This window comes from Brevibacterium sp. Lmc1, from assembly GCF_057654315.1.
Window position 1 is genome coordinate 2,371,432 of sequence record NZ_CM172803.1, and the last position, 12,528, is coordinate 2,383,959.

A 12,528-nucleotide genomic window follows, 5' to 3' on the forward strand; every position below is an offset into this window, starting at 1 on the left:
CGGACGGAGACTGCTGAGGCGGGCGGGCTGTGCCCGAGGGGCGGCCGCGGAACGCCTCAGACGCGGATGATCTCACGCGGGAAATGGGTGAACGGTTCGCAGCCGGTGTCGGTGATGAGCACCGGTTCCGAGAGCTCGATTCCGTAGCCGTTCATCCACATTCCGCCGATGAGGTGGAAGGTCATTCCCGCCTCGAGGATCTGGTCGTCCTCGGTGCGGATCGAGATCGTCCGCTCGCCCCAGTCGGGAGGGTAGCCGATCCCGATCGAGTACCCCAGGCGACTGGGTTTCTCCAGTCCCGACAGGGCGAGCACGCGATTCCAGGTGCGGGCGAGTTCCGCGGTGGGCACCTCGGGTGCGGCGACGTCGAGGACCGCGGACAGCGCCTCGGCGACCACGCCCTCGAGGCGGACGAGCTCCTGCTTCGGTCGCCCGGTCACCGCGGTGCGGGCCAGCGGAACATGGTAGCGGCGGTGGACTCCGGCGAGTTCGATGCTCACCGATTCGTCGCGTTCGAACTTCCGATCGGTCCAGCTCAGATGCGGGGTGTCCGCGCTTTCTCCGGTGGGCATGAGCGGGACGATCGAAGGATAGTCGCCCCAGACTCCGTCGCCTCCTCGGGTCTGGGCTTCGGAGATCGCGGCCGCCACTTCGTTCTGGCCGACGCCGACGCCGATCGTGCCCAGTGCCGCGTCCATGGCGGCGGTGGTCACCTTTGCGGCCTTGCGCATGAGCGCGATCTCCGCCGGAGACTTGACCGCGCGGATCCAGTTGACGAGTTCGAACGAGTCGACGAGGCGCCATTCGGGCACGCCGTTGACCAGGGCCCGGAAGGCTCGCGGGGAGAAGAAATGCGAATCCATCTCCACCCCGACCGGAGAAGTCGAGGCACGGGCGACCTCCCACCGCTGGCGCAGTGCGAAGGCGACCCAGTCGAAGGGGTGGATATGCGGACGCTGCACATAGCGTTCGGGATAGCCGACGATGTCCTCGGGCGGCAGCCAGGAGGTATGCGAGGCTCCCCGTGCGTCCATATCGCGCATGAACAGCGTCATCGGTCCCGACGACGGCACGAAGAGCAGCTGCGGGGTGTAGAACGACCACGCGTTGTAGCCGGTGAGATAGTAGATGTTCGCCGGGTCGGTGACGATGAGCGCGGCCAGGCCCTGGTCGAGCATGCGGTTGCGCACCGAGGCGATCCGCCCGAGGTACTCCTCGGCGCTGAACGACAGTTCGTTCGCACCGATCGTATCGACTTCGCCGGGAACCGGCTGCGGGCGCGCCTTGACCTCTTTGCCGGCCTGCCCCTGCTCGGCTCCGGGACGCATCCCGTGCACATCCGGGCGATTGTCATCGCCGCCGTAGAACAGCTCACCCTCATTCATGATCCCAGTGTGGTGATCTCGCTCACATACTGTCAATCACTGTCGATGCGCGTGTTGTCGGCGGTCTGCCGATCCGCGCACCCGCGGGGATCGGCGGGCTTTCGCAACGGCGGTTCGCAGTCCTTCGCAACAGGGATCCGGGCGACCGCCGAGCGGCCGCCCCAGTGATCCGCGAACGACGATTTCGGGCGGTCGACGAACGACCGATTCGGGTGGTCGGCGAGTTGCAGTTTCAGACGGTCGGCAAACTGCGGTTTCAGGTGGACGACGGCGGCGGATCCGGGCGTCGCGGAAACGGCACTCGACATGGATACCCGTCGGCCGCCTCGGCGATATTGACGAATCCAGAACCAAACATTTTCAGTTTCGACTGAATTCGCATACACAACAGCGCATTTCAGCAGATTCGGTGATAGATTGTTCTGAGACGCACATCACGGAGGTGAAGAATGGACCCGCTTCTGCCGAACGGCAGCGGTTCCCGACTGGGGAATCTCGACGAGAAATCTAAGGCGATCATCGTCGAGCTGCAACACGACGGAAGGAAATCCTATTCGGCCATCGGCAAGTCCGTCGGCCTGTCCGAGGCCGCCGTGCGCCAGCGGGTGTCGCGGCTCATCGATTCGGGTGTCATGGAGATCGTCGCCGTGACCGACCCGCTGAGTCTGGGATTCGCGCGGCAGGCGATGGTGGGGCTCAAGGTCCGCGGGGACATCTCCGCGGTCGCCGAGAAGCTGCACGACTACGACGAGATCGACTACCTCGTCGTCACCGCCGGTTCGTTCGACCTCCTGGTCGAGATCGTGTGTGAATCGGATCGGCATCTGATCGAGTTCGTCAATGAGGAGCTCCGCTCGATCGATGCCGTCGTGGATACGGAGCTCTTCATGTACCTCTCACTCGAAAAGCAGAAATACAACTGGGGGACGCGATGACAGACAATGTCACCAGGGCCGGCACTCCTTATCAGGATGCCATCCGCAACAACGTGTGGATGCACATGTCACCACACCAAGCACTGTTCAACGGTGGTGAGGCGCCGGTCATCGTACGCGGCGAGGGTCACCACATCTTCGACGACAAGGGCAAGAAGTACCTCGACGGCCTCGCCGGCCTGTTCACCGTTCAGGTGGGGCACGGTCGTGAGCAGATCGCGAAGGCGATGTATGACCAGACGCTCAAGCTGCCGTTCATGCCGCTGTGGTCGTACGCCCACCCGCAGGCGATCGAGGTCTCGGAACGTCTGGCCAGCTATGCGCCGGGCGATCTCAACCGGGTCTTCCTCACATCCGGCGGCGGCGACTCGGTCGAGTCGGCGATGAAGCTGGCGAAGAACTACTTCAAGCTCGTCGGCAAACCCGGCAAGCACAAGATCATCTCGCGGGCGACCGCCTACCACGGCACGCCGCACGGTGCGCTGTCGGTGACCTCGCTGCCGGGTCTGCGGGAGCAGTTCGCTCCGCTGGTCCCCGGTGCGCACAAGGTGCCGAACACGAACTTCTACCGGGCACCTGAGCACCTCGCCCACGATGAGAAGGCCTTCGGCCGCTGGGCCGCCGATCGCATCGGTGAGGCCATCGAGTTCGAAGGTGCCGACTCCGTGGCCGCCGTCTTCCTCGAGCCCGTGCAGAACTCCGGCGGCTGCTTCCCGCCGCCTCCCGGATACTTCGAGCGGGTCCGCGAGATCTGCGACGAGTACGATGTGCTGCTGGTCTCGGACGAAACGATCTGCGCCTACGGCCGCATCGGCGACATGTTCGCCTGCAACGACTTCGGCTATGTTCCCGACATCATCACCTCGGCCAAGGGCATCACCTCCGGGTATGCACCGCTGGGTGCGATGATCGCCTCCGATCGGCTCTTCGAGCCCTTCGGCCCCGGCGGAGACGAGACCTTCTACCACGGCTACACCTTCGGCGGTCACCCCGTCGCCTGTGCCGCGGCGATGGCGAACTTCGACGTCTTCGAAGAGGAGAAGCTCAACGACCACGTGCACGAGAATGCTGCGGCGTTCAAGTTCACGCTCGAGAAGCTCAAGGACCTGCCGATCGTCGGCGACGTCCGCGGTGAGGGATTCTTCTACGGAATCGAACTCGTCAAGGACAAGGACACGAAGGAATCGTTCACCGAAGAGGAGTCCGAGCGGATCCTCAAGAACTTCGTGTCGGCGAAGATGTACGACAGCGGTCTGTACTGCCGCGCCGACGACCGCGGCGACCCGGTCATCCAACTCTCGCCTCCGCTGACCGTCGGTCAGAACGAGTTCGACGAGATGGAGCAGATCATCCGCGGCGTCCTGCAGGAAGCCTGGACAATGTTCTGACCCCAATTGCTACCTGACGGCGGCCCAGCAACCTCGCGCGAGGTTGCTGGGCCGCCGTCAGGTAGTTCCGGGGCTAAGTTCAGCGGTTCTGGTCGCGTTCACGGGCCTCGCGACGGGTCATCGGCGGCCGCTCCTCGGCGGGGTCCGCCGCCGTGATCGTGCCTGGGTCTGCAGCCGTGATCGTGCCGGGCGCAGCAGCGGATCCGGTGGTCCGCCTCGGCGGTCGCACTCCCGATTTCACCACGAGGACACCGAGTCCGGTCGTCAGCGGAATCGCGATGACCAGACCGATCGAGCACACGAGGATGCTCACCACCTCGACCGACATGTCTCCGAGTGTGAACGTGTCGAACAGCGGCTGATCGTGCGCGGAGACGATGATGAGCGTCATCAGCGCCGAGCCCACATACGCGAACGTGATCGTATAGACGGTCGAGGCGATGTGGTCACGCCCGATGCGCATCGCCCGGGAGAACAGCTGACCGGGCTTCATCTCCGGGGCAGCGGCTGCCAGCTCCCACACCGCCGAAGCCTGTGTGATCGTGACGTCATTGAGCACTCCGAGTCCGGTGATGAGGATCGCGCACACGATGATGTCGGTCATCCCCAGATCGGTCGTATCGACAAGCAGATACCCGTCCTCCGAATAGGCGATGCCCAGATTCGCCCAGGACGTCATCCACGCACCCAGGATGCCCGTGATGACGATGCCGAGCACCGTTCCGAACAGCGCCGTCGACGTCCGCGTCGAGATTCCGTGTGCCAGGTAGAGCGCGATGACCATGATCAGGCTCGCCGAGACCATCGCCACCAGCACCGGCGGTTTGCCGTCGAGCATCGCCGGAAGCATGAAGACGAACAGCACGGCACCGGCGAAGCCGAGTCCGATGAGTGCGCGCAGTCCGCGCAGACCGGCGACGAGGAGGACGACGATCCCGTAGATGATCGCCAGGGCGAGCATCGGCACGTTCCGGTCGAAATCGATGAACACGTAGTCGGTGCCCATCTCCGCCCGGTCCGGTGACTTCGTGAAGTCGAGGACCTTGATCGTGTCTCCGACATCGACGCCGGCCTTGACAGCGTCGGGGGTGACGTAGAGGCTGCCTTCCTGCCCGTCCGCCTCCACGGTGTATGTCGTGCAGTCGGCGCGGACCATCGGGTCCGTCTCCCCAGGGTCGCAGTCCGAAGCGTCGACGGCGGTGACGGTGACCTTCGTGTCGGTGGTCCCCTCGGCCGTGTTCGTCGTCGGCCCGCCACCGGGCAGATCCTTGTCGGGTCCCGACGGCCACAGTACGAAGAGTCCGGCGATCGTGACGACGATGAGCGGGATGAGGCAGGCGAGCATGATCAGACGAACCTTCGGCGAGGCCTTCGGTTCGTGTGTGGACGTCATATGCATGGCGATCCTTCAGGGACGGCTGACCGGACAGATGCGGGGCGGTCGACCAGGGCGGAATGGCGGCTGGTGCTCACCGAGGCAGCCAGCCCAGAACTACCTGACGGCGGCCCAGCAACCTGGCGCCAGGTTGCTGGGCCGCCGTCAGGTAGTAATTGGGGTCAGGCTCCGGCGAGGTGGTCGGCCAGGTAGTTCTCCACCTGATCGATGCTCACGCGCTCCTGGCTCATGTCATCACGCTTGCGAATCGTCACTGCCTGATCATCGAGGGTGTCGAAGTCGACGGTGATGCACAGCGGCGTTCCGATCTCGTCCTGGCGACGGTAGCGACGGCCGATGGCACCGGCATCATCGAAGTCGATGTTCCAGCGTCGACGCAGCGTCGCAGCGAGATCCTTCGCCGCCGGTGTCAGCTTCTCGTTGCGGCTCAACGGCAGCACCGCAGCCTTGACCGGGGCCAGACGCGGATCAAGCTTGAGCACGACGCGCTTGTCGACGCCGCCCTTCGTGTTCGGCGCCTCGTCCTCGCTGTAGGCCTCGACGAGGAAGGCCATCATCGACCGGGTCAGGCCGAAGGAGGGTTCGATGACATATGGGGTGTAGCGGTCTCCGCTGGCCTGGTCGAAGTACTGCAGCTTCGCCCCCGAGACCTCCGTGTGAGTGCCGAGGTCGTAGTCGGTGCGGTTGGCCACACCCATCAGCTCGCCCCACTCGGACCCCTGGAAGCCGAAGCGGTATTCGATGTCGATGGTGCCCGCCGAATAGTGCGCACGGTCCTCGGCGGGAACGTCGAGGCGGCGGACGTTGTCTTCGGAGATGCCGAGATCGAGGAACCAGGACCAGCAGTCTTCGACCCACTGCTTGTAGTAGTCATCGGCCTCGTCCGGGTGGACGAAGTACTCGATCTCCATCTGCTCGAACTCACGGGTGCGGAAGATGAAGTTGCCGGGGGTGATCTCGTTGCGGAAGGCCTTGCCGATCTGGCCGATGCCGAACGGCGGCTTCTTCCTGGCGGCGGTGAGCACATTGTTGAAGTTCACGAAGATGCCCTGCGCGGTCTCCGGACGCAGGTAGTGGAGCCCGGCTTCGGAGTCGACGGGTCCGAGGAAGGTCTTGACCAGACCGGAGAACTCCTGCGGCTCGGTCCACTGACCGCGGGTTCCGCAGTCGGGGCAGACGATATCGGCCATGCCGTTCTCCGGAGCCTTCTTGTTCTTCGCCTCATACGCCTCGACGAGGTGGTCCTCGCGGTGGCGCTTGTGGCAGTTGAGGCACTCGACGAGAGGATCGACGAAGGTGGCGACGTGGCCGGAGGCTTCCCAGACGCGCTTGGGCAGGATGATCGAGGAGTCGAGGCCGACGACGTCTTCGCGACCGCGCACGAACTGCTGCCACCACTGGGCCTTGATATTGTCCTTGAGCTCCACACCCAAGGGCCCGTAGTCCCATGCCGAGCGGGAACCGCCGTAGATCTCTCCTGCTTGGAAGACGAATCCTCTGCGCTTGGCCAGGGCGATGACGGCATCCAACTTGGACTGTGCCACTAGTTCTCTCCTTGTTTCAGTTCGCCGACGGCCGGCTGCCGTGGCTCGCAGGTACCAGCCTAACTGGTCACGCCTTCGCTTCCTCAACGCCGACCCGACCCTCCCTGACACCCGACCTCGGCAACGGCAGGAGACCACCGGAGGCGACTGATCTCACACTCGGATTCCCACTCCGGGACCGCCTCGGCGAGGGTGTGGCATGTAGACTTGGGGTACACCCAAACCTTTCTCCGTACCGACGTCTTCACGTCTGTCCAAGCGAGTTCTTGGATCTCTACGGTTTCGGCCCGGATTGCTCACGATGATTGCACAAGCGGCCGCAGGGTAGATCGCCACTACAGTCATCTGCGATCAAGTGTGTGCCGACGTGAGAGAGATCACTCATGACCGATGTGTCCGCAAACGACGAAACCACTCCGAGATTCTCCGAACTGGGACTCCACCCGCTCGTGCTCAAGGCCGTAGAGGCGCAGGGCTACGAGATCCCCACCCCCATCCAGGCCGAGACGATCCCGACCCTCCTGTCGGGCCGTGACGTCATCGGTCTGGCCCAGACCGGAACCGGCAAGACCGCGGCTTTCGCCCTGCCGGCCCTGTCCGACCTCGCCGAGGCGGGGCGCGCCGACCACGGCCCGTTCGCCCTCGTACTCACCCCCACCCGCGAACTCGCGATCCAGGTCGCCGAGGCGTTCACCTCCTACGCCACGGAACTGTCCGACTTCTCCGTGCTCCCGATCTACGGAGGTCAGGCCTACGGCCCGCAGCTGGCCGGTCTGCGCCGTGGCGCGCAGGTCGTCGTCGGCACCCCCGGTCGCGTCATCGACCACCTCAAGAAGGGATCGCTCAAACTCGGCAGCCTCAAGCACCTCATCCTCGATGAGGCCGACGAGATGCTCAAGATGGGCTTCGCCGAAGACATCGAAGAGATCTTCAGCCAGGTCGGTCCCGACCGTCAGGTGGCACTGTTCTCTGCCACCATGCCGTCCTCGATCCACCGGATCACCGGCAAGTACCTGGACGACCCGAAGGAAGTCCGGATCGCTGCGAAGTCGCAGACCGGCGCGAACATCCGCCAGCGCTACTTCATGGTTCAGCACTCGCACAAGCTCGATGCGCTGACCCGGATCCTCGAGGTCGAGGAGTACGAGGGCATCATCATGTTCGTGCGTACCAAGCAGGCCACCGAGGAGCTGGCCGAGAAGCTGCGTGCCCGCGGGTTCAAGACCGCCGCGATCAACGGCGACATCCCGCAGCAGGCACGTGAGCGCACGATCGACATGCTGCGCGAGGCGAAGATCGACATCCTCGTCGCCACCGATGTGGCCGCCCGCGGTCTCGACGTCGAGCGCATCACGCTCGTCGTCAACTACGACATCCCGCACGACACCGAATCCTACGTCCACCGCATCGGCCGCACCGGTCGTGCCGGACGCTCCGGTGAGGCGATCCTCTTCGTCACTCCGCGCGAGCAGCGCATGCTCGGCTCCATCGAGCGCGCCACGAAGCAGAAGGTCGAACCGCTGACCCTGCCCAGCGTCGAAGAGCTGACGAACACTCGCGTCGACAAGTTCACGAAGCGCATCGACGATGTGCTCGCGCAGACCGAACTGTCCGAACTCACCGACGTCATCGAGGCGTACTCGCTCTCCCGTGATGTGCCGGCCTCGAACATCGCCGCCGCGCTGGCGTCCCTCGTCCTCGAGTCGAATACGCTCAAGGCCGAGCCGATGCCCGAACCGGCACGTCGTCAGGGACGAGACCGTGACCGCGACGGCGGTCGTGACGGCGGCCGTCCGGGCCGTGGCGGACGTGCCCGTGATGAGAACATGACGACCTACCGTCTGGCCCTGGGACGAAACGAGCGCCTGCAGCCGGGCGCCGTCGTCGGTGCGATCGCGAACGAAGGTGGAATCACCTCGAAGCAGATCGGCCATATCGACATCCGTTCGAACCACACGCTCGTCGACCTGCCCAAGGACCTCGACCCGTCGGTGCTGCGCAAGCTCTCCCACACCGAGATCCAGGGCCGGCCCATCGATATCCGTCCGGATTCCGGTCGCCCGGGACGCCCGTTCAAGAAGCGCAACTTCGACAAGCAGCCCGGTGACGGCCGCAACTTCCGCGGTGATCGCCGAGGCGGCGGCAAGAAGTTCGGCGGACGCGGCGACCGCTCCCGCGACCACTACTGAACCGATCGTGTCATGACCGTGACTCCCCCGGAGTCGTGAGAACGGTGAAGCGCCGATCCGGCCGAAACCATGACGAGGGCCCCGCAGCAAGATGCTGCGGGGCCCTCGTCGTCAGCAGAGTGGAACGGGCCGGCCGAGCCTCAGAAGCCCGTGGAAGCTGCGACTCAGTCCTCAGCCTTCGCGTCAGGCCGTAGGCGTGTCGACGGCGCCGCCGAAGCGACGGTCGCGGCGGGCGTACTCTTCGATCGCCGCCCACAGGGTGCGCCGATCGACATCGGGCCACAGCACATCCTGGAAGACCATCTCGGCATAGGCTGACTGCCAGAGCAGGAAGTTCGAGGTCCGCTGCTCCCCCGAGGACCGCATGAACAGGTCGACGTCGGGCACGATGGGTGCGTAGAGGCGGGAGCGGACGGTCTTCTCCGAGACCTTGCCGGGTTTGAGCTTCCCGGCGGCCACCTCGGCGGTGATCTCATTGATCGCGTCGACGATCTCGGAGCGTCCGCCGTAGTTCACGCAGAACTGGAGCACGAGACCGGTGTTGTTCTTCGTCATCTCCGCGGCGGTCTCGAGTTCGTCGATGACCGAACGCCACAGCCGTCCGCGCCGGCCGGACCACACGATCCGCACGCCCAGGGCGTTGAGCTCATCGCGACGGCGGCGGATGACATCACGGTTGAACCCCATGAGGAAGCGCACCTCTTCGGGTGAGCGCTTCCAGTTCTCCGTCGAGAACGCATACGCCGACAGATAGTCCACGCCGACCTCGATCGCACCGTGGATGACGTCGAGCAGCGAAGCTTCCCCGGCTCTGTGCCCTTCCGTGCGCGGCAGCCCCCGCTGATTCGCCCACCGACCGTTGCCGTCCATGACGATCGCGACGTGCCGGGGCACGAACTTCGCGTCGATGCGCGGAGGTCTCGCTCCGCTGGGGTGGGCCGGTGGTGCGGGGTAGCTCATGTGCTCTCCAGAATTCTCAGTGATCGGATATTGCGCTCGAGGTGCCAGGACACCCAGTCCGAGACCAGCTTCGACCCGTCGATCTGATCGTGCAGGTCGGAGGCCTCGGCACGCTCCCAGTCGCCGGACAGGAGCGCGGCCATATGTTCGAGCGCATCGGTGTCGGGCAGCGCGGCACCGGAGGGGCGACAGTTCGTGCACACGGCCCCGCCCAAGGCTGCGGAGAACGCGCGGTGGGGTCCGGGATTCCCGCACTGGGCGCAGTCGAGCAGGCTCGGTGCCCACCCGGCCACGGACATCGCGCGCAGCAGGTACGCATCGAGGGACAGCCTCGGCGGGTGTTCGCGGTTGCACAGCGAACGGATGGCAGAGACGAGGAGGAGGAAATGCGTGCGGGACTGGGGTTCGGCTTCGGTGATGCTGCGCGCCGTTTCGGCCATCACCGAGGCGGCCGAATAGACATCGAAGTCCGTGGCGATTCCGCGGGCGAAGGGTTCGACGAGTTCGACCTGGGTGACGATGTCGAGGCTGCGCCCGACATGGCATTGCAGGTCGACGAGCATAAAGGGTTCGAGGCGGGAGCCGAACCGCGATTTCGTCCGGCGCACCCCCTTCGCGACGGCGCGGACGAGGCCGTGGCTGCGAGTGAGCACGGTGACGATGCGGTCGGCTTCGCCGAGTTTGTGCCCCTGGAGCACGATGCCTTCATCACGATAGTTGTGCACCCGCCCATTATCGCTTAAGCGCGGCGGGGAATCACCCCGCCGCGCTTAAGCGACTTCTGTGAGATCGACCGCGCAGCCTCAGCTCTGGCGGTCGCGAGCCGCACGGTTGACGGCTGAGACGACGGCCTTGAGCGAGGCCTTCGTGATGTTCGGGTGCAGACCGGCGCCCCAGACGACGCGGTCTTCGACGGCGAGTTCGACATAGGCTGCGGCGTTGGTGTCAGCGCCGGAGCCGATGGCGTGCTCGGAGTAGTCCTGGAGTCGCACGTCGACGTCGAACTGGTCGATGAGGATCTTCACCAGCGCGTCGATCGGTCCGTTGCCGCGCCCTTCGTAGGTGCGTTCCTGACCGTCGACGATGAGGTCGACCTCGATGCGCTCCGCCGACGAGCCGGCACCGTCGACATTGCCCGATTCGGTGCGCAGACCGACGATCTGAAAGCGGCCCCAGGCCTTCTCGGGATCTTCGGCGGGCAGGTATTCGTAGTTGAAGATGCGGCGGATCTCCTCGGCGGTGACCTCGCCGCCGGCTTCGGTGTGCTGCTGCACGGCGCGGGAGAATTCGACCTGCATCCGACGCGGCAGGTCGAGTCCGTACTCGCTCTTGAGCAGGTAGGTCACTCCGCCCTTGCCGGACTGCGAGTTCACACGGATGATCGCCTCGTAGCTGCGGCCGAGGTCCTTCGGGTCGACCGGCAGGTAGGGCATGTCCCATTCCATGAGGTCGACGGGGGTGCCCTGGGCGTGCGCCTTCTTCTCACGATCGGCGAAGGCTTTGTTGATCGCGTCCTGGTGCGAGCCCGAGAACGAGGTGAAGACGAGGTCGCCTCCGTAGGGGTGACGTTCGTGGACACCGATCTGGTTGCATTCGGTGACGGTGTGGATGACCTCGTCGATATCGGAGAAGTCGAGCTCCGGGTCGATGCCCTGCGTGTACAGGTTGAGAGCGACGGTGACGAGATCGAGGTTGCCGGTGCGCTCACCGTTGCCGAACAGGCAGCCTTCGATGCGGTCGGCGCCGGCCATCATTCCCATCTCCGCAGCGGCCACGCCGGTGCCCCGGTCGTTGTGCGGGTGCAGGGACACGGCCACTTCGTCGCGGTAGGGCATATTGCGGCAGAACCATTCGATCTGGTCCGCGTAGGTGTTCGGTGTGCCGCGTTCGACCGTGGCCGGCAGGTTGACGACGGTCTCGCGGCCGGCTGCCGGCTGCCACATGTCGAGGACGCTGCCGACGATGTCGAGGGCGAACTCGGGTTCGGTGTCGACGAAGATCTCCGGCGAATACTGGTAGCCGAAGTCCGCGTCGGACAGCAGAGTCTCGGCGTGCTTCATCACGGCCTGAGTGCCCTGCAATGCGATATCGCGAGTCTGGTCGAAGCCGTCTCCGTCGAAGCCGAAGACGACCTTGCGGAAGACCGGCGCGGTTGCGTTGTAGAGGTGCACGGTGGGCATCTTCGCGCCGACGAGGGATTCGACAGTGCGTTCGATGAGGTCCTCACGAGCCTGCGTGAGCACGGAGATCCGGACGTCATCGGGAATCGCGTCCTGTTCGATGATCTCGCGGACGAAATCGAAGTCGACCTGGCTGGCGGCCGGGAACCCGACCTCGATCTCCTTGAAACCGAGCTTGACGAGCAGATCGAACATCTTGCGTTTGCGGTCCGGGGTCATCGGATCGATGAGCGCTTGGTTGCCGTCGCGCAGGTCGGTGCTCAGCCAGCGAGGCGCCTTGCTGATGATCTGGTCGGGCCAGGTGCGATCGCGCATATCCAGCGCGATGCGGTCCTGGAAAGACTTGTACTTGCCGAACGGCATGGGAGAAGGCTTCTGCAGTTTCATTGTTCCTCTAACTTAAGTTTCTCAGCGCTTGACCAGCATACGAGGACTCCGCGACGAGCGTGCTGTCCGTTCAGGACTCGTCGCGGCAAGGAAGGAGGAGGAACCTATGAGCCACACGATCACCGTAGTCCCCCTTCCGCGATCCGTCCGAATCCCGTCCACAT

10 protein-coding genes are annotated in these 12,528 nt (G+C 64.7%); 3 read left to right on the forward strand and 7 right to left on the reverse strand.

The genetic code is table 11. The annotated features are described in order from the left end of the window. Positions 1 to 56: 56 nt before the first annotated feature. Positions 57 to 1,385 (reverse strand): M24 family metallopeptidase, encoded by a 1,329-nt coding sequence (locus AC239G_RS10660; RefSeq protein WP_181270584.1) that lies wholly within the window; start codon positions 1,383 to 1,385, stop codon positions 57 to 59. A 32-nt stretch (positions 1,386 to 1,417) separates the two neighbouring features. Next, on the reverse strand, positions 1,418 to 1,771 hold the full coding sequence (locus AC239G_RS10665; RefSeq protein ID WP_487488805.1) for a hypothetical protein: 354 nt from the start codon (positions 1,769 to 1,771) through the stop codon (positions 1,418 to 1,420). A 63-nt stretch (positions 1,772 to 1,834) separates the two neighbouring features. On the opposite strand from AC239G_RS10665, the gene AC239G_RS10670 reads away from it, so the two are divergent. Both AC239G_RS10670 and AC239G_RS10675 read left to right on the forward strand, forming a co-directional pair. Next, entirely contained in the window at positions 1,835 to 2,320 is a 486-nt protein-coding gene (locus AC239G_RS10670; RefSeq protein WP_101547408.1) for an Lrp/AsnC family transcriptional regulator, read from the forward strand. Next, on the forward strand, positions 2,317 to 3,708 hold the full coding sequence (locus AC239G_RS10675; protein ID WP_169252425.1) for an aspartate aminotransferase family protein: 1,392 nt from the start codon (positions 2,317 to 2,319) through the stop codon (positions 3,706 to 3,708). Before AC239G_RS10670 ends, AC239G_RS10675 begins: the two co-directional genes overlap by 4 nt. A gap of 79 nt (positions 3,709 to 3,787) precedes the next feature. On the opposite strand, the gene AC239G_RS10680 is transcribed toward AC239G_RS10675, so the two are convergent. Further along, positions 3,788 to 5,101 carry a YibE/F family protein gene (locus AC239G_RS10680; RefSeq protein WP_180345675.1) on the reverse strand — a complete coding sequence of 438 codons (1,314 nt, stop codon included), beginning with the start codon at positions 5,099 to 5,101 and terminating at the stop codon, positions 3,788 to 3,790. Positions 5,102 to 5,265: 164 nt separating this feature from the next. Then, complete coding sequence (locus tag AC239G_RS10685) at positions 5,266 to 6,648, reverse strand: glycine--tRNA ligase (RefSeq protein ID WP_139469819.1); 1,383 nt, start codon at positions 6,646 to 6,648, stop codon at positions 5,266 to 5,268. Between the two features lie 383 nt (positions 6,649 to 7,031). On the opposite strand from AC239G_RS10685, the gene AC239G_RS10690 reads away from it, so the two are divergent. Continuing rightward, positions 7,032 to 8,837, forward strand: coding sequence for a DEAD/DEAH box helicase (locus tag AC239G_RS10690; RefSeq protein ID WP_482400354.1), 1,806 nt, complete (start codon positions 7,032 to 7,034; stop codon positions 8,835 to 8,837). 183 nt (positions 8,838 to 9,020) lie between these two features. Here the strand turns inward: AC239G_RS10690 and AC239G_RS10695 are convergent, their stop codons facing one another. The 3 genes from AC239G_RS10695 to leuA form a co-directional block, all read right to left on the reverse strand. Then, complete coding sequence (locus AC239G_RS10695) at positions 9,021 to 9,797, reverse strand: isoprenyl transferase (protein WP_139469817.1); 777 nt, start codon at positions 9,795 to 9,797, stop codon at positions 9,021 to 9,023. Beyond that, positions 9,794 to 10,522, reverse strand: coding sequence for a DNA repair protein RecO (recO, locus tag AC239G_RS10700; protein ID WP_139469816.1), 729 nt, complete (start codon positions 10,520 to 10,522; stop codon positions 9,794 to 9,796). The genes AC239G_RS10695 and recO overlap by 4 nt, the downstream gene beginning before the upstream one ends. A gap of 78 nt (positions 10,523 to 10,600) precedes the next feature. Then, on the reverse strand, positions 10,601 to 12,364 hold the full coding sequence (leuA, locus tag AC239G_RS10705; RefSeq protein WP_139908170.1) for a 2-isopropylmalate synthase: 1,764 nt from the start codon (positions 12,362 to 12,364) through the stop codon (positions 10,601 to 10,603). Positions 12,365 to 12,528 lie beyond the last annotated feature (164 nt).

Excerpts from the sequence above, each read along its gene's own strand:
- AC239G_RS10690 (WP_482400354.1), top strand. The coding sequence starts at position 7,032 with ATGACCGATGTGTCCGCAAACGACGAAACCACTCCGAGATTCTCCGAA.
- AC239G_RS10675 (WP_169252425.1), top strand. The coding sequence starts at position 2,317 with ATGACAGACAATGTCACCAGGGCCGGCACTCCTTATCAGGATGCCATC.
- leuA (WP_139908170.1), bottom strand. The coding sequence starts at position 12,364 with ATGAAACTGCAGAAGCCTTCTCCCATGCCGTTCGGCAAGTACAAGTCT.
- AC239G_RS10660 (WP_181270584.1), bottom strand. The coding sequence starts at position 1,385 with ATGAATGAGGGTGAGCTGTTCTACGGCGGCGATGACAATCGCCCGGAT.
- AC239G_RS10680 (WP_180345675.1), bottom strand. The coding sequence starts at position 5,101 with ATGACGTCCACACACGAACCGAAGGCCTCGCCGAAGGTTCGTCTGATC.
- AC239G_RS10695 (WP_139469817.1), bottom strand. The coding sequence starts at position 9,797 with ATGAGCTACCCCGCACCACCGGCCCACCCCAGCGGAGCGAGACCTCCG.
- AC239G_RS10670 (WP_101547408.1), top strand. The coding sequence starts at position 1,835 with ATGGACCCGCTTCTGCCGAACGGCAGCGGTTCCCGACTGGGGAATCTC.